Origin of the sequence: Halomonas sediminis (assembly GCF_044871105.1) — a bacterium.
In the GTDB taxonomy this organism is placed as follows: Bacteria; Pseudomonadota; Gammaproteobacteria; order Pseudomonadales; family Halomonadaceae; genus Vreelandella; species Vreelandella zhuhanensis.
Map to the genome: position 1 here is coordinate 3,377,311 of NZ_CP085246.1, position 16,836 is coordinate 3,394,146.

The 16,836-nt window shown below is 57.0% G+C and carries 18 protein-coding genes; 2 read left to right on the plus strand and 16 right to left on the minus strand.

Features of this window, described 5'->3' with window-relative positions:
* Window position 1: 1 nt before the first annotated feature.
* From LG290_RS15985 to LG290_RS16015, 7 genes are all read right to left on the minus strand, one after another.
* The gene (locus LG290_RS15985) at window positions 2-1,066 is read right to left on the minus strand and encodes a prolyl oligopeptidase family serine peptidase (RefSeq protein ID WP_499835629.1); all 1,065 of its coding nucleotides are present in this window, start codon (window positions 1,064-1,066) and stop codon (window positions 2-4) included.
* Between the two features lie 5 nt (window positions 1,067-1,071).
* A complete protein-coding gene (gene bamJ, locus LG290_RS15990; RefSeq protein ID WP_499835630.1) occupies window positions 1,072-1,752 on the minus strand; it encodes a BamJ family beta-barrel-assembly machinery protein in 681 nt (226 codons plus the stop codon).
* A gap of 178 nt (window positions 1,753-1,930) precedes the next feature.
* A complete protein-coding gene (locus LG290_RS15995) occupies window positions 1,931-2,374 on the minus strand; it encodes a universal stress protein (RefSeq protein WP_499835631.1) in 444 nt (147 codons plus the stop codon).
* A 21-nt stretch (window positions 2,375-2,395) separates the two neighbouring features.
* Window positions 2,396-3,679: a TRAP transporter large permease gene (locus LG290_RS16000; RefSeq protein ID WP_499835632.1), complete on the minus strand. Its 1,284-nt coding sequence runs from the start codon at window positions 3,677-3,679 to the stop codon at window positions 2,396-2,398.
* A 30-nt stretch (window positions 3,680-3,709) separates the two neighbouring features.
* Complete coding sequence (locus LG290_RS16005) at window positions 3,710-4,288, minus strand: TRAP transporter small permease (protein ID WP_499835633.1); 579 nt, start codon at window positions 4,286-4,288, stop codon at window positions 3,710-3,712.
* 169 nt (window positions 4,289-4,457) lie between these two features.
* A complete protein-coding gene (locus tag LG290_RS16010) occupies window positions 4,458-5,474 on the minus strand; it encodes a TRAP transporter substrate-binding protein (protein ID WP_499837128.1) in 1,017 nt (338 codons plus the stop codon).
* A 137-nt stretch (window positions 5,475-5,611) separates the two neighbouring features.
* Window positions 5,612-6,184, minus strand: coding sequence for a TIGR02444 family protein (locus tag LG290_RS16015; protein WP_499835634.1), 573 nt, complete (start codon window positions 6,182-6,184; stop codon window positions 5,612-5,614).
* Between the two features lie 28 nt (window positions 6,185-6,212).
* On the opposite strand from LG290_RS16015, the gene LG290_RS16020 reads away from it, so the two are divergent.
* Window positions 6,213-8,171: an ABC-F family ATP-binding cassette domain-containing protein gene (locus LG290_RS16020; RefSeq protein WP_499835635.1), complete on the plus strand. Its 1,959-nt coding sequence runs from the start codon at window positions 6,213-6,215 to the stop codon at window positions 8,169-8,171.
* 23 nt (window positions 8,172-8,194) lie between these two features.
* On the opposite strand, the gene dtd is transcribed toward LG290_RS16020, so the two are convergent.
* The 8 genes from dtd to LG290_RS16060 form a co-directional block, all read right to left on the minus strand.
* A complete protein-coding gene (gene dtd, locus LG290_RS16025; RefSeq protein ID WP_499835636.1) occupies window positions 8,195-8,632 on the minus strand; it encodes a D-aminoacyl-tRNA deacylase in 438 nt (145 codons plus the stop codon).
* A gap of 27 nt (window positions 8,633-8,659) precedes the next feature.
* Entirely contained in the window at window positions 8,660-9,469 is an 810-nt protein-coding gene (gene thiD, locus LG290_RS16030; protein WP_499835637.1) for a bifunctional hydroxymethylpyrimidine kinase/phosphomethylpyrimidine kinase, read from the minus strand.
* A gap of 101 nt (window positions 9,470-9,570) precedes the next feature.
* A complete protein-coding gene (locus tag LG290_RS16035; RefSeq protein ID WP_499835638.1) occupies window positions 9,571-10,680 on the minus strand; it encodes a TRAP transporter substrate-binding protein in 1,110 nt (369 codons plus the stop codon).
* Between the two features lie 90 nt (window positions 10,681-10,770).
* On the minus strand, window positions 10,771-12,174 hold the full coding sequence (locus LG290_RS16040) for a TRAP transporter large permease (protein WP_160418420.1): 1,404 nt from the start codon (window positions 12,172-12,174) through the stop codon (window positions 10,771-10,773).
* A complete protein-coding gene (locus tag LG290_RS16045) occupies window positions 12,174-12,746 on the minus strand; it encodes a TRAP transporter small permease subunit (protein WP_499835640.1) in 573 nt (190 codons plus the stop codon). The genes LG290_RS16040 and LG290_RS16045 overlap by 1 nt, the downstream gene beginning before the upstream one ends.
* Window positions 12,747-12,914: 168 nt before the next feature.
* The gene (locus LG290_RS16050) at window positions 12,915-13,712 is read right to left on the minus strand and encodes an endonuclease/exonuclease/phosphatase family protein (RefSeq protein ID WP_499835641.1); all 798 of its coding nucleotides are present in this window, start codon (window positions 13,710-13,712) and stop codon (window positions 12,915-12,917) included.
* Entirely contained in the window at window positions 13,713-14,345 is a 633-nt protein-coding gene (locus LG290_RS16055) for a thiol:disulfide interchange protein DsbA/DsbL (protein WP_499835642.1), read from the minus strand.
* 137 nt (window positions 14,346-14,482) lie between these two features.
* The gene (locus tag LG290_RS16060) at window positions 14,483-15,103 is read right to left on the minus strand and encodes a c-type cytochrome (protein WP_499835643.1); all 621 of its coding nucleotides are present in this window, start codon (window positions 15,101-15,103) and stop codon (window positions 14,483-14,485) included.
* A 326-nt stretch (window positions 15,104-15,429) separates the two neighbouring features.
* Here LG290_RS16060 and yihA point away from each other — a divergent pair, with 326 nt between their 5' ends.
* Window positions 15,430-16,077 carry a ribosome biogenesis GTP-binding protein YihA/YsxC gene (gene yihA, locus LG290_RS16065; protein ID WP_499835644.1) on the plus strand — a complete coding sequence of 216 codons (648 nt, stop codon included), beginning with the start codon at window positions 15,430-15,432 and terminating at the stop codon, window positions 16,075-16,077.
* Here yihA and LG290_RS16070 read toward each other — a convergent pair.
* Window positions 16,007-16,810 (minus strand): HAD family hydrolase, encoded by an 804-nt coding sequence (locus LG290_RS16070; protein ID WP_499835646.1) that lies wholly within the window; start codon window positions 16,808-16,810, stop codon window positions 16,007-16,009. The genes yihA and LG290_RS16070 overlap by 71 nt on opposite strands.
* Window positions 16,811-16,836: the final 26 nt, after the last annotated feature.

The window sequence follows — 16,836 nt, forward strand, 5'->3', positions numbered from 1 at the left end:
GCTATTGCGATAACGCCTCGCTGGGTTCCTGCAGACGCGACAGCATGGCCATCAAGGCTTCGATTTGAGTCCCGCTGCGTGTTTCATGCAAGGGACTTATCTGCCAGGTGCTTTCGGCAAACCCCCACCAGTCCCAACAGCCTTGGGGGTTGCCGAGGGTGGTGGTTGCCTGGGGATAAAGCACCACCTGCTCATGCTCAAGCGCCCAACGGTTCAAGCCGCTGTGACGCACGAAGGTCTCACCGATCTGTTCATGGCTCATCTGGCAGCCATGTAGCGCTAGCGTTACCCCGCAATCGCCGTCGGCACAGCCCGGCGGTATGAACAGATAACCCACATCCGCCAGCCCCTTGGCATCGAATTCCGTCTGATCAAAGCGCAGTAATTCGCCATCCTGCTGAGGATCTTGCGCCTCTTTCCGAGGATGCAGCCACTCCATCATGTCGCCGGCAATATCCTTGCCGCAGGATAAAACGTGACTTCCCCCACCTTCTTGGCAGTCGCCTAGCATCTCGGGCGATACGGCTTCCTCTTCGGGCAGGCGTACCGGCCAGCCATGCCCCGCCTGTTCATCTCGCACCACCTTGAGCTGCTCGCCGGACGCATCCAGCCAGGTGGAAAACTGCTCCGCCAATGCATCGCTCAACCTGGGGTCGAACACCGGATCATTCTCGCCGTGCCAAATGAAGACCTTCAGTTGGCTAAGCGCCTCTCGGCTACCTACTTCGCCGCGCTCGGCATAATCCTGTCGCCGCTGCTCCAGTTGGTCGAGATCGGGCAACCCCCGGCGCGTCATCATGCATTGGTTCAAGGCCAGGCTAAGCGAGCCTTGTGAGCAGCCCCAAGGGCCGGCGGCCAGCACGCCCAGACCGCTAAAACGCTCCGGCCAGGCGACCGCCAGCTGGCTGGCCATGTATCCCCCGGAGGATACCCCTACCACGCTCACTTGCTCGGTAGAGGCGGCCAAGGCGGGCAACGCCATGGGGGAATCAGCCGTTTCCTCAGCATGCAGTGATGCTGACATTCCCAGGCCCACCAGCACACAAACTGTCGTGGTGCGTCTCATGGCGGTTACTCGACGTCCAACAATTCCACGCGGAACGTCAGCGTTTCATTGGGGCCGATGGGACCTTGACCTTGTGCGCCATAACCGAGTTCGGCGGGAATATAGACCATCCAGGTGTCGCCGACGCTCATCAGCTGCAGCGCTTCCTGCCAGCCTTCGATCACTTGGCCGACCTGAAAGCTGACCGGTTCACCGCGTTCGTACGAGCTATCGAATACAGTGCCATCCAGCAGCATGCCTTCGTAATGAACTTCGACGGTATCTTCAGGCCCCGGCGTAGCGCCGTCGCCGGACTCGACCACTTCGTATTGCAGACCGGATTCGGTTACGGTGACTTCCTCGCGGGCGGCATTCTCTTCCAGGAAGGTCTCACCGACTTTCAGGTTGGCTTGAGCCGCCTCATCCGCCTCGGCCTGACGCGCTTCCAGGGAGCGTTGCTGGAAAGCCATCAAGGCGTCGGCCATCTGCTCTTCACTCAAGGCAAGTTCATTGCCTTCAAAGACATCACGCATGCCTTGAGTAAAAGTATCCATGTCCAGATCGCTGATATCTTCCTGCATACTTTCGCCCAAGGTTACCCCAAGGCTGTAGGCCAGTTGTTCCTGCTCGGTTTCCGGTGCGGCCAGCGCCCAGGGCGAAGCGACCAGCAGACCTGTCAGAACAGTAGAAGAAAGCAGTGTTTTCATTACATAACCTTAATTAGACAATTGATAAGAAAAAGCTAAAAAGAAAAGCTAATAGGAAAAAGCGCCATGCGCCAATCAATAACCGGTTTCACACAGAGCCTAACACCAGCGAGCCGAGGCTGCATCCGCCTCGGCCCGCTGTCAGTACGAATCAGAAAGTCTCAGAAAGACGTCTCGATCACACCACCAGTGTAGGACAGTGAGCCGAGCCCGCCACACGTTGCGCCACACTGCCCAGCAAGGCCCCTTTTTCGCCATTGGTGCCCTGGGCACCGATCACGATGAGGTCACACTCATGCTTGAACGCAAAACGCGAGATAATGCGCGACGGCTGCCCCCCCTTGATAAAGGAACGCACACTAAGCGCATCGACCCCCAGCTCGATAGCATGCGCCTTGGCGTGCATGGCGATCTCCGTGGCGTACTCCTTGAGTGCTTCATCGGGTATATCAAGCTTGGCTGGACGTACCATGGAAAGCGATGCTTCAAGCAGACTGTGATGTTTGAAGACACACAGCAGATAAAGTTCGGCACCGGTCAGCAAATGTAGCGCTGCCGCTTTTTCCAGTGCCTTCAAAGCCCCCCTCGAACCATCCACCGGTACCAGTATACGATTGAACATTCAGCGACTCCTTATGAACGGTTACCGGAAGGCCAGGTCACGTAAGAACAGCGCGATTTGCGGGAACATGATCAACAGTGCCGCCGCCAATATCAGCATGAAGACAAACGGAGGCGTGCCTTTTATCACATCCCAATAGGGCCGCTTGAAAATCGCGATGGCCGTGAATATGTCGCACCCGAAGGGCGGCGTCGCCGACCCTATCGCAACCTGCAAGGTGATCAGGATACCCACCAGCACCGGGTCCAGGCCTGTCGCTGCCACGGCCGGTGCAAAGATCGGCGTCAACACCAGGATTACCACGATGGGATCGACGAACATGCAAGCCACAAAGAAAGCGATACAGATGGCTATCAGAACCCCTGTCGGCCCGGCCTCGTTGACCCCGACGGTTTCGAGAATAGCCTGGGGAATCTGGGCAAATGAGATAATCCATGAGAAGCCGTTGCCCACCCCCACCAGGATAAATACCACAGCGGTGATCAGGCCAGTGGATTTGGCAATCGCATAGATATCGTTCATCTTCAGTGAGCGGAACACCACAAACTCGAGCAGAATGGCATAAAGCACACAGGCGGCAGCAGCTTCCGTAGGGCTGAAGATCCCCCCGTAGATACCACCCACGATAATTACCGGAAACCCTAGTGGCCATAATGCCAAGCGCACAGCGGAAAGACGTTGCCGCCAGGTGGATTTGGGCTCGGTAGGCACATCACGGATCACCGCGTAAAGCACGCAGTACGCTGAAAACATCAACAGAATCAGCAACCCTGGTCCGATACCTGCAATGAACAGCTCGGCGATCGACGTACCGGAAATAACTCCATAGATGATCATGCCGATACTCGGCGGGATCAGAAAGGCAATGTCACTGGCATTGATGATCAACGCCAGGGTGAAAGAGTCGGAATAACCGGCCTTGAGCATCTTGGGGCGCAAAGGTGAACCGACGGCGACTACCGTGGCCTGCGTGGAACCCGAGACAGCGCCGAACAAAGTACAGGAAGCAGCGGTACTCACTGCCAACCCGCCTTTCACATGCCCGATAAAGGACATCACCATGTCGATAAGGCGATTCGCCGATTGGCCACGCGTCATGATGTCGGCAGCCAGGATGAACATGGGAACCGCGATCAGCGAGGCTGGGCGGATACCCGCCACCACCTGCTGAATAAAGGTCTCCATTTGTCCAAAGCCATTGAACATCATGTAAAAACCGATGACCGCCGCGGTTATCAGCGGCACCATCATGGGAAAGCCCAGCAACAGCAGGGCAATCATGGTCACAACCATTATCGTCGTCATTATTCGTTTCCCCGGGCATGGCGCCCTAGATCAGACTTCCGTTTCCGTATCCTTGTAACCATCAAGCACGGCGGTCGATAGATACACATCACGCGTCGTCATGTTCTTGATAGCCGTCAGCAAGTACTGAATGCCCGTGATCAAGAACCCCAATGGTACCCAGATATAGATCACCCAGATCGGGAACCCCAGCGCCGGAAGAATCCTGCCTCGCGAATAGAGATCGAGAATGTAATAGATCGAGTAGTAAAGCAGGAAGAACATCACCATTGCCGTGAACAGGGAAATGAAGATCATCAGCGCCTTGCGCCCTCCTACCGGGAGCGCATCGTAGATCGCCGACATGCGGATATGACGTCCATGACGTGCCGCATAACCGACCCCCGCAAAGGTGATCATGATGATTAATATCCGATTGATTTCACCGGAAAAGAAAATACTCTCCCCAAATACGAAACGGGCAATGACGTTGGCAACGGTATTGAAAGCCATCAATAGGACGCCCATTGCCAGAATGACGGCTTCAAGTTTGCTGATTAGCGTATCGACCGTGCCGAGTACCCCCGGAAGGCCGGACCGGTAATTTCTTTCAATTTCTTCATCAGACATGGCCGCACTCCCTTTTCTGCAGTTGATGCAGTAAAAAACATGGCTTCCTAGCAGCTTAGCGGCAAAGCGTCTGTTGGTATGCCGCTCGGTTCAACGCTGGCTGGACGCAGGTACAAACGACAAGGGGGCAGCTTAGCTGCCCCCTTGTCGTTTGCTCTTGCCAGTAATATCAGTCCTCGGTAACTTCTTCGAGGTCTTCATGGAACTGGTTCAGCAATTCACGGCCGTCTTCGCCGGTCATTTCGATGTATTTTTCCTCGACCTGCGGGGCACGTTCCTTGAACGCCTGCATCTGCTCTGCGTTGAGGCGGGTCACGGTGCACTCTTCACAGGCACTCATGATCTTATCCAGGGATTTTTCGGCCAGCCCTTGAATATGCTCAATGGTATGATCGTAAGCCGCATCAGAGGCGTCCTGTACCAACTGCTGGTTATCCTCGGAAAGCCCTTCGTAGAAGTCCTGATTGGCCATCATGGCGGTAGTGAACCAGCCGTGGCCGGTAAAGGTCAGGTGCGGCGATACTTCATACAGACCACCGGATTCGATCCAGAAGATGGGATTTTCCTGGCCATCGAGAATGCCGGTCTGCAAACCACCGTAGACTTCACCCCAAGGCAGCGGTGTGGCGGTGGCACCGAAGGCATTGTAGGTCTCGGCCAGCAGCGGGTTAGTCATCACGCGGATCTTCTTGTTGTCGAAGTCCTCGGGAGAGGTGATCGGCTCGTCGGCGGTAACCACCATTTCACCTTCCGGATACATCTGCAGCAGTTCCAGGCCGTGCTCTGCGTATAGTTCCGGGAACATTTTATTGATGGCTTCGCTTTCCTCGAAGAACTCGAGCACGGTCTCCATGTCGGTAGGCAACAGATAGGGAATGAAGAAGATCTGGGCCTCGGGAATCGTCGAGCCGGTAAAGCCGGGCGACTGATTGACGAATTGCAGGATGCCGCTGAGGGTCTGTCCCATTATGTCGTCGGACTCGCCGAGCTCGCCGAAGCGGTAGACCTGAACCGAATGCTCGGAGTTCTCTTCGATATAATCCTTGAAGGCGTGAGCGAACACATCCTGAACGTCACCTTCGTATTCTTCGTGAGCATAACGCCAGTTGTCGGCGTGTGCGGCTGCCGATAGACCAAATAGCAGGGCACCAATACTTGCGGTGGTTAGCAGCTTGCTTTTTTTCATCAACTGGGTTGTTTTCATCAAGTCGTTCCCCTTGCAATAGGTTGCATAGCCGTTGGTTATGCAGATTACCCGAAGTGGTATTACTACCCGGCGTTTAAGCAAGATGGTAATCATTTCAGACGTAATTTGGATTTAGGCTAGCGCGCTACATGCAAGGGGTCAAGCTGGCGTCCCAACGTCTGCCAGGCCCTTTCAAGGGTTGAGGATGAATAATCCAGCGTTTCATCACGGTCTGTATAGGCTTGTATAACTACTTGATTTCTTAGCCACCAAGCACTGTTACCCGAGGCTACTCGCGTCACTCTCAAGCGAGCTTCAGAGGTCGTTTCGTCCAACGCCCATTCCTGCCAGCGTTGAAGGTTTTCACGCTCTGCCAGAAGTTCCGCCTGCTTGAGCGTCTCTCTCAGCGCCAACACCCCTTGCCTGGCGGCTGCCTCGGCTTTGAGCCCACGACGCAAGTCGCGTAACACAGCGGTGACCTCATGCTGCCAACGCAGGCGTTCTTTCCGGTACTTTTCCACCCGCTCGGGAGAGGCCTGAAAGCCGTGACTGTACAGCCAGCCATGAAACAGCAATTCGCAGACGTCCACCCCGGCCTCTTCCTGCAAGCGCAGGCAAGCGGCTTCAACCCCGGGGCGTGAGTACCATTTCAAGGCAAAGTCCCACAGAGGAGTCTGCTCCAAGTGTGCCAATCGGTTAGAATCACCCATCGTATTACCCTTTTATTCGGGAGCCTGCATGATCGCACTGCGCCAAGTTGCCCTGCAACGCGGCACCCAGCCGCTACTGGAAGACGCCGACCTTACCCTCAATGACGGCGTCAAGGCCGGCATCATCGGTGCCAACGGGGCCGGTAAAACCAGCCTGTTCAAACTGTTGCTGGGTGAACTGAGTCCGGATCGTGGCGATATTCACATGAGCGGGGGCCAGCGAATCGCCCATATGGCACAGGAAGTGGAGACACTTGACCGTGCCATTCTCGACTACGTCCTGGACGGCGACCATGCCCTGCGCGATGCGGAAGCTCAACTGGAAGATGCACGCCTGCGCGACGACGCTCACCGTGAAGCCGAACTGCATGGCTTGATCGAAACCTTGGACGGCTATCGTGCCGAATCCCGCGCGGCCCAGTTGCTGGTGGGGCTCGGCTTCGTCCAGGCGGATCTCAAGCGTCCATTATCGGCTTTTTCCGGGGGCTGGCGGATGCGCATCAACCTGGCACGCACCTTGTTCATGCCCTCGGATCTATTGTTGCTCGACGAGCCCACCAACCACCTCGATCTCGATGCGCTGTTGTGGCTTGAGCAATGGCTCGCCCGTTATCCCGGCACCTTGCTGCTGATTTCCCACGATCGGGATTTTCTCGATGCCGTCTGTGATCACATCGTTCACGTTCATCAGCAACAACTGACCCTGTATCGCGGAAATTATTCACGTTTCGAGCGTACCCGGGCGGAAAAGCTTGCCCTGCAACAGGCCGAAGCTATCAAACAACAGGCACGCCGCGAGGAAATCGAGCGTTTCATCGCCCGTTTCAAGGCTCAGGCCACCAAGGCCCGCCAGGCACAAAGCCGGGTCAAGATGCTGGAACGCATGGGTACCATTGCCATGGCCCATGTCGATTCGCCCTTTCACTTCACCATCCCCGCCGCCGACAAGACGTCTCATCCCTTGCTGGTGCTGGATGACGCTCGGCTGGGCTATCGTGACAAAGAAGGCAACGAGAACGCACAGCTGGAGCAGGTGAAGATATCATTGCTCCCCGGCCAGCGTATCGGCTTGCTCGGCCCCAATGGCGCGGGCAAATCCACCTTGATCAAGTCACTGATCGGTGAATTGCCTCTCCTTTCAGGCAAGCGGATACCCGGTGAACATCTGTCTATCGGCTATTTTGCCCAGCATCAGCTGGAAAGCCTGGACCTTTCCACCACGGCGTTTGTGCATGTTCAGCGCTTGTCGCCTACCGCCAGCGACCAGGAAATCCGCAATTTTCTGGGGGGCTTCGGCTTTCATGGCGATGACGCCTTCGGCAAGGTGGCGACCTTCTCTGGCGGGGAGAAAGCCCGGCTAGCATTGGCCTTGGTGGCTTGGGAAAAACCCAACCTTTTGCTGCTGGATGAGCCCACCAACCACCTTGACCTGGAAATGCGCGAAGCCTTGACCGAAGCCTTGGCGGCATTCGAAGGGACCGTCATCCTGGTATCGCACGACCGTCACCTCTTGCGAGCCACGGTGGATGAATTCTGGCGCGTGGCTGACCATCGCGTCGAACCATTCGATGGCGACCTCGAGGATTATCGCGCCTGGCTGAAGGCGCGTTTGGAAAACGTGCGCCGCGACACCCGCAACGAAAAAGCCGAACGCCAGGCAGAACAGGGGGGTGGCGAAAGCCGCGAAGAGCGCAAGGCAGCACGCAAGGCAGCCGCCGAATTGCGCGAAAAATTGCGCCCGCTCAAGCGCAAGCGCGACAAGGTCGAACGTGAGATGGAAACCACTCAGCAGGCACTCAGCCAAGTGGAGGAACAGCTCGGCGATGCCGACCTCTATACCGATAGTACACGCAAGGAAGAGCTGACCCGGACATTGGCGCGCCAAGCCGAGTTGACCACTCGCCTCAATGCCGCCGAACAACAATGGCTGGCCGCAGAAGAGGAACTCGAAGCCATGGAGGCCGAGTTAGTTTCCAGCAACGACTAACCAAGCGCTGAAAGCCACGAGCCTCAGCTTTCCAGCAGGAAAGTCACCGGGCCGTCATTGATCAGCGATACCTGCATGTCGGCGCCGAATTGCCCACTGGCGACAATCGGCCAGGCACGTCTTGCCTGGGCAAGCAGGTAAGCAAACAATTGCTCCCCCTCGGCGGGCACGGCAGCACTGGAAAAGCCCGGGCGCAGCCCTTTACGCGTATCGGCAGCCAAGGTGAACTGTGGCACCAGTAATATGCCGCCCTCTACTTGCTGCACGTTGAGATTCATCTTGCCATCGACGTCGCTGAAGACCCGGTAATGCAGCAACTTGTGCAGCAGCTTGTCAGCCGCCCCCTGATCATCCTGTTTTTCCACTCCGACCAGCACCAGCAGGCCCTGTTCGATGGCACCTATGCTGGTACCGGCGACGCTGACATCCGCACGGCTGACACGCTGAATCAATGCCTTCATGTTGCCTCCTTTTGGGCGATTAACCGTTTACCACCAGCAGTGAAAATGATGAACCGGACCTTGGCCCTTACCCACCTTCAATCGATGGCTTTGCCCTAAAGCCTCGCTCAACCAAGCCTTGGCAAAGGCTACCGCTGAAGATAATTCATCGCCTTGGGCCAGCCGTGCGGTAATCGCGGAGGATAACGAGCAACCGGTACCGTGAAGGTTAGGGGTCTCGACGCGTCGGCCTTCCATCCATTCGCAGCTGTCAGCACCGATAAGAAGGTCAGGGCAGTCGTTTTGCTCCAGGTGGCCGCCCTTGAGCAACACGGCTTTCGCCCGCAGTCGACGCAAGGCAGGCGCCAGCGCCAGCATTTCTTCCCGGCGCCGGGGTGCCGGTAGCCCCAACAAGACGGCAGCTTCCGGCAAATTAGGCGTAATGACATCCGCCAGAGGCACCAGAACGTCGCGTACGGCAGCGATACCCGCGTCATCCACGAGCGTATCGCCACTCTTGGCCACCATGACCGGATCGAGCACCACCCAGCGCGGTCGCTTTCGAGCCAAGGCCTGAGCAATCACCTCGGCGACATCAAGGCTCGCCACCATGCCGATTTTTACCGCATCGATGCGCACATCTTCCAACAGGGTGTCGAGTTGTTGGCCGATAAATGCCGCCGGTACAGGACAGACGCCAGCCACCCCTTGGGTATTCTGGGCGGTCAGCGCGGTTACCACGCTGGTGGCATAGGCCCCCAGGGCCGAAAACGTCTTGATATCCGCCTGGATACCGGCACCGCCCGAGGGGTCGGAGCCGGCAATGGTCAATACATTGGAAATAAAGTTTTTTGCCATGACATCCTGCTTCGCGGTCCTTGAAAATAGCGTGCCCCAGTGTACGCAAAAAGCCGCCCGTAGGCGGCTTCGTGCTGAAGGGCTTCTTTTATCCCGTCAGATCAATCGACAGTGCCGCCTTCCGGGTTGCGAGCATTGTAATAGGCCTGCTCGGAAATCGCATGGTAGTTGACGACCTTATCTTGGAAGTCACGATACGATTCATGGATGCGGCCTGCCAGCTCGCTGGATTCGGCCAGCTCAGCCACCACATCATCAGAGTGCTCGCGGGCCTGTTCCAGTACATCGTCAGGGATGCGACGCAGTTCGACATCGTGCTCGTTGAGCAGCGTTTCGAGCGCATCGTTGTTACGGGCGGTGTACTCGTCCAGCACCGACGCATTGATGTCGCGCACGGCGGTTTTCAGAATCGCCTTCAGATCGGCAGGCAATGCTGCCATGGCTTCTTCGTTGATGATCGCCTCGAACATCACGGTCGGCTCGTGCCAGCCCGGATAGTAGTAATAGTCCGCTGCCTGGTGCAGGCCGAAGGCCAGGTCGTTGTAGGGGCCGATCCATTCGGTGGCATCGATGGCGCCGGACTGCAGCGAGGTGAATATCTCGCCGCCCGGCATGTTGACGATAGCCACGCCCATGCGATTCATCACTTCCCCACCGAGCCCGGGCATGCGCATTTTCAGGCCGTCCAGGTCCTCGACAGAATTGATTTCCTTGTTATACCAACCGCCCATCTGCACACCGGACGCCCCGGCAACCAACACATCGACGCCGAAGGGCTCATACAGTTCGTTCCACAGCTCCATACCGCCGCCGTAATGCAGCCAGGCATTCATTTCCTGGGCATTCATGCCGAAGGGTACCGCGGCGAAGAATTGAGCGGCAGGTGCCTTGCCCTTCCAATAGTAAGAAGCGGAATGCCCCATCTCGGCAGTGCCTTCGGACACCGCATCGAACACCTCGAAACCCGGTACCAGTTGGCCGGCACCGAACACTTCGATGGTGAGACGGCCATCGGACATTTCCTCGACCAGTTCCGCCAGACGCTCCGGGCCTTGGCCAACCCCCGGGAAGTTCTTGGGCCAGGAGGTGACCATTTTCCACTCAAAAGTTTCCTGGGCCTGGGCTGCGTTATTGAAGCTTGATACCACCATCATTCCTGAAGAGGCGACGGTGGTCATGGCCACGGCCATGGCAAGTGACTTGAGTTTCATGCGATGTACCCTCGTTTTGTTATGAAGATTGCTTCGAGATGCCCGTTACCGAGCAAAGATGCATTGCAGCACCGCGGCCAGCTCTCATGGTCAGAACTGATCCGGCAGCCAGGTCGCTAACTGTGGCATGAATGCCAGCGCAGTCAACATGGCAAGTTGCAATACGATGAACGGGATGACGCCGCGATAAATAGCCGAGGTGGGTACCGAGTCAGGCGCAACCCCGCGCAAGTAAAACAGGGCGAAACCGAAGGGCGGGGTAAGAAAGGATGTTTGAAGGTTGATGGCGATCATGATGCCCAGCCAGACCGGATCCACCCCCATGGCCAGCAGGATAGGACCGACAATCGGCACCACCACGAAAGTGATTTCGATAAAGTCGAGAATGAATCCCAGCAGGAAGATGACCAGCATGACAATAATCGTCGCACCGACCACTCCACCCGGCATGCCCTCGAACAGGCTGGTGACCAGCTCTTCACCACCATAGGCACGAAATACCAGCGAGAACAATGCCGCACCGATAAGAATCAGAAAGACCATGGTGGTGACGTTGACGGTGGAACGCAGCACTTCTCCGAGCACCTTGAAACTCAAGCGCCGATAGATAAGCGCGAGCATCAATGCGCCGAAGGCACCCACGGCAGAGGCCTCGGTAGGTGTGGCGAAACCACCCAGAATCGAACCCAGTACGGCGACGATCAATACAATCGGCGGCACCATGCCTTTCAACAGCAGCAGCCCCAACCCCCCGGTGTGGCCTAGTTCTTCCATCAGCTCTTTGCGGTCGGCGGGAGGAGCCGCTTCCGGTTTCCACCAGGAAATGAAGGCCACATAAGTGATGTAGAGCACGACCAGCAGCAAACCGGGCACCAGAGCGCCCATGAACAAATCCCCCACGGAAACCGTCTTGGGGCTGAAGATGCCCATGGAAAGCTGGGCTTGCTGATACGCCGAGGACAGTACATCGCCCAATAGCACCAAAGCGATGGATGGCGGGATGATCTGTCCTAGCGTACCGGTGGCACAAATGGTCCCTGTGGCTAACGGCACGCTGTAACCGCGCTTGAGCATGGTGGGCAGCGACATCAGGCCCATGGTAACCACGGTAGCGCCAACGATACCGGTAGAGGCTGCCAGCAGCATTCCCACCAGGGTCACGGAAATGCCCAGCCCGCCACGCATCGAGCCGAACAGCATGGCCATGGCATCAAGGAGCGTCTCGGCCACCTTGGATTTTTCCAGCAATACCCCCATCAGCACGAACAAGGGTACCGCCAGAAGGGTTTGATTGGTCATGATGCCGTAGAGACGATTGGGAAAGGCCGAGAGATAGCCTCCATCAAAGTGGGCATCGATACCCATGGCTTCCAGCCCCATTCCCAAGCCGGCAAAGGCCAGCGCCGTACCCGCCAGGGATAACGCCACCGGATAACCGAACATCAATACGATACAAATAACAGCAAAGAGCACCAGTGGCATGAATTCCAACATCAGATGCGTTCCTCGAGGTGGGGCTCTTGTTCATCAATCAGGGGGACCAGACGTCCGGTCAGAATCCACCAATGGCGCACCGCTTCGACCAGGCCTTGGAGAATCATCAAACCGGCAAACGCAGGGATCAGCGTCTTGAGCAGAAAGACACCGGGGATGCCTCCGGTGTCCGGAGAGCCTTCAAAAATACGCCAGGAGCTACTCACGTAGCCCAGGCTGGTGAGGATCACGAATACCATGACAGGCATCAAAAGAAAGACCGTGCCCACGAGATCAACCAGCGCTTGGCGTTTAGGGCGCATGCCGCGATAGAAGATATCCACGCGAACATGCCCATCGTGGCGCAGGGTATAGGAAGCCGCCAGCATGAAAACCATGGCATGCATGTACATGACGGATTCCTGCATGACGATACTGTTGACATTGAAGATGTAGCGCAATACCACAATCAGGAACTGCACCAGCATCATTGCCAGAACCAACCAGGAAAGGCCACGGCCCAGCAGTTCGGAGCAACGATCCAGTTTGGCTATCACGGCAGGCAATTCACCGGAATAGGACGGGGAGGACATGGCGTTCTCACTATGAAAGGGGGACAATACTGTAGGATTTATTCTCCAGAGTGCCAAAAAACGCCCAAAAGCGCACGCTAAATCAACCAACGCTGCATATACGTTCGCATCGCATTCAACACAGGCTTATCGGTATGAAATCGTCGATCTGAAAACGTCGCTATAACGCTATTGCAATGCCAGGCGGCATTGCTCAGGCAACGCAACATCCACTGCAATGGGCAAATGATCGGAAAAAAGATGATCAAGCACACGGACGTTAGTTGCCTGAAGCGATTGCGACAATAGGATGTGATCCAGTCCACGCCGCGGCTGCCAAGAAGGATAGCTCAGCAGCGGCTTGACTGGATGCAGAGGAAAGGCGCTAGTGAAACGTTCATGGGCGTGCAGCTGATCCTGTGTACAGTTTAGATCCCCCATGACCACCACATGCCGCAGCGGCTGAATGATCTCGCTCAGGTAATTCAGCTGGCGCACGCGGCCGCGATGGCTAAGCGCCAAGTGCGCGACAAAGATATGCAGCGCATCCGGTCCTTCACCATAGCGGGCATGGATGGCTCCCCTACCCGGCAAGGTGCCTGGCAGGCGATATTCTTCAATCCGGCTGGGCACCCAATGTGAGAGCAGACCATTACTGTGCTGGGCGATGCGCCCCAGGTTGCGATTGAGCTGTTGGAAATGATGAGGGAACCCGGCGCGCATGGCCAGGTACTCCACCTGGTTGATTCGGCTTGAACGAAAGCTACCCCCATCCACCTCCTGCAACCCGACAATATCGAAGTTGCCGAGCACGTCGCTCATCATGTCCAGGCGTTTTAACCGCTGGGGATGAGGCAGAAGGTGCTGCCAACTACGGGTGAGATAGTGGTGATAGGCTGATGTCTGAATGCCGACCTGAAGATTGAAGGTCAACAGACGCAAGTGGCCGCCTTTATGCGGCGGCAACTTGATGTCCAACTTGGGCATTTACTCAGCGCGCTCCGTGCGGACACGCTCAACCAAGGCACCCGCGATCTGCGGCATATTGTCCAGGCTACCCGCACTGCTGGGAGTAATCACGTAACGACCATCCACGATCAAGGCCGGCACGCCCATCAGGCGCATGTCGCGCATACGGCTGTTGGCTTCATTGACGTGGCGACGCACATTGAACGAGGTAAAGGCATCACGCGCCTCGTCTACGCTGACGCCGTAGTCACTGAAAAACTCGGCCACTTCATCGACATCAGTCAAGCCCTGACCGTCTTCATGAATGGCATGAAAGAAGTCATCATGAGCGGCATCTAGAATTCCCAGCTCTTGAGCGGCATAGAATGCCTGAGCATGCTTGTTCCAATCGCCCCCCATGGTAGCGGGAAGCCGCTGGAAGGTGACGTCATCGGGCTGTTCGGCCACCCAGGCGTTAAGCGGGTCTTCGAGGTTGTAGCAATGCGGACAGCCATACCAGAAAGCTTCGGTGACTTCGATCTGACTTTCTTCGACCTTCGTTTCCACCGGTTTGTCGAGCACCGTGTAATGCTCGCCTTCCACCAACTGGGTGGCATTTGCCAACGTGGAAAGGGTCAAACCAGCTACCGCTACCATTAGCGTCTTTAACATGTCATTGATTCTCCGTGGGAAAGCAACATTGCGACAGCACTTGCCGCGCCGGGTTCCTCAACCGTTTCGCAATGATCCTGCTGAACCCGGCAATGGCCGGATTCGTCAATCAACCGAACCCCCTCCCGGGCGCTGTATCAATTCAGACCGTGAAGATAGTTGGCCACGGCCGCCATGTCGTCATCGCTCATTTTCGAGGCAATGTCACGCATGATACGACCCGGATCATTGGCACGATCGCCGGCAGCAAAATCTTTCAGAGTGGCGATAGTGTACTGAGTGAACTGTCCGGAAAGTGCCGGATAGACAGCACTGCCAATGCCTTGGCCGGTCGGCGTATGGCAGGCGGAACAGGCGGGAATGCCCTTGGCGATGTCACCGGCACGGAAAAGCTCTTCACCGCGCGCCAACAATTCACCTTCATCCACGGCTTGGCCTACGTTGGGCTCTTTAGCGGAATAGTAAGCCGCAGCGTCCCACGCATCTTGGTCGGAGTAGCCATCGACCAGACCGGCCATTTGAGCCACCACACGGTTGCCATCACGGATATCCATGATTTGCTTGGCGATATACGACATTTGCTGCCCCGCCAAGTGCGGAAAGGTAGGCGCGGAGCTAATACCTTCCTGACCGTGACAGGCTGCACAGACTTGCGCTTTTTCCCGACCTGCCGCCGCATCGGCGTCAGCTTGAAGGTCGGCGTGAACGGTGCCGACGGCACCCATGGTAATTGCCAGGCTTGCCAGTAACTTTCTCATTGCTGTTCCACTATGCCGTTAGGTTATTGACTGCTACGCATCCTGGGCGCCGCCCGGTTTCATCAACATTACCAAGCTGAGCCGCTCCTGCCACGGTGGCGAACAAGGCGTTGGTTGGTCGCTGCCGGCCAGAGCACGATGGTACACTAACGCCACAGGTCGCAGATACAAAACACTTGCATTATACCGAATCACCTAGGCGGCGGGAATGCAACTCCCGACCTGCTTTAGGGGTAGATTCACCTCTTTGCATCCAAATCGCTGTTCCAAGGAGTGGTTTGCATGCTATTGCCCTTGCGGTTTTGTCATTTTCAGGATCTTTCTACATGCCTACAAGCCCCCAGGACAACGCGCCTATCAAGCGCTTGAACTACCCCACTGCTCGCTTCATGACCAGCGCGCCGACACTCGCCCAGTGCCCATCCGACATAGGCGCTGAAGTGGCATTCGCCGGACGATCCAATGCCGGAAAATCCAGCGCCATCAATGCGTTGACTCAGCAAAAAGGGCTCGCCCGCACGTCGCGTACGCCGGGGCGTACTCAGCTGATCAATTTTTTCAGTGTGGCCAACGACGAAGCCCTGCGTCTGGTCGACCTGCCCGGCTATGGTTATGCCCAGGTGCCCGAGGCGGTCAAGCTCGAATGGCAACGTCACCTGTCCGAATACCTGCGCGAGCGCTTCAGCCTGCGTGGCCTGGTGTTGCTGATGGATGTAAGGCATCCCTTGACCGAATTCGACCAGATGATGCTGGGCTGGGCCGACAAACGCGAAATGCCGGTGCATATTTTGCTGACCAAGGCGGACAAACTAAAGAACGGTCCCGCCAAGGCGGCGCTGCAAAAGGTTCGCTCACGCCTGCATGAATGGGAAGACCTGGTGTCGATCCAACTGTTCTCCTCGCTCAAGCGTGAAGGGGTGGACACCTTGTCGCAGCGCCTGGATCAGTGGCTGGCGCCTCTGGACGAGGCATAGGCGCAAGGCGCTCGATCAACGCCGGCAAATCACTTACGTGAGCCAGGCGGTGCACCCCGGATGGCAAGCGAAGTGGCGGCGCCTGAAGGGGAGCTATCCAGGCGACCTGCATTCCCAGCCGCTGGGCCGGCAGCACATCGTCACACCAGGAATCACCCACATGCAGCGCCGCTGAGGGCGCCACCCCCATCCGCGCCAGTGCCGCCAGAAAAGGCCGCGGATCAGGCTTTGGCGCCAACATCTCACCGGCGGCAATCATGACATTAAAGTGGCTGGCAAAAGGCAGCCGGGCCAGGTGGATATTGCCGTTGGTGATCGCCGCCAGCTTGAAGCGTTGCCCCAAGGACGCCAGCAACGGCACTACTTCCGGATGAGGCGTGACCTCCAAACGCAAGCGGCGAAACTCATCCATGGCAGCGGCGGCCCACATGATCGCGCTGCTGCGTGGCAGTTTCAGAGTTTGCAGCTGCTCAGCCAAGGCCCGCTCACGCAGCCAGGTGAAATCGCCACGCCGCAAGGTATGCGTTTGCGCCAGTTGCAAACGGCGACTCTGATAATCGGCCAGCCCCAGGCGCTCGGCAAGTTGCAGGGGTTCGTCCCCCTGAGCGTGCTGCCAGACATCCAGGCACTGGCTCAGCCAGGCATAATGGCCGTGCTCCGTGCGTTGCATCACCCCGCCGTTGTCCCACAAAGTATCGTCCAGGTCGAAGGTCAGCGCTTGCAATCGCTTCATCGTTTACTCAGCTCAGGAAAAGGCAT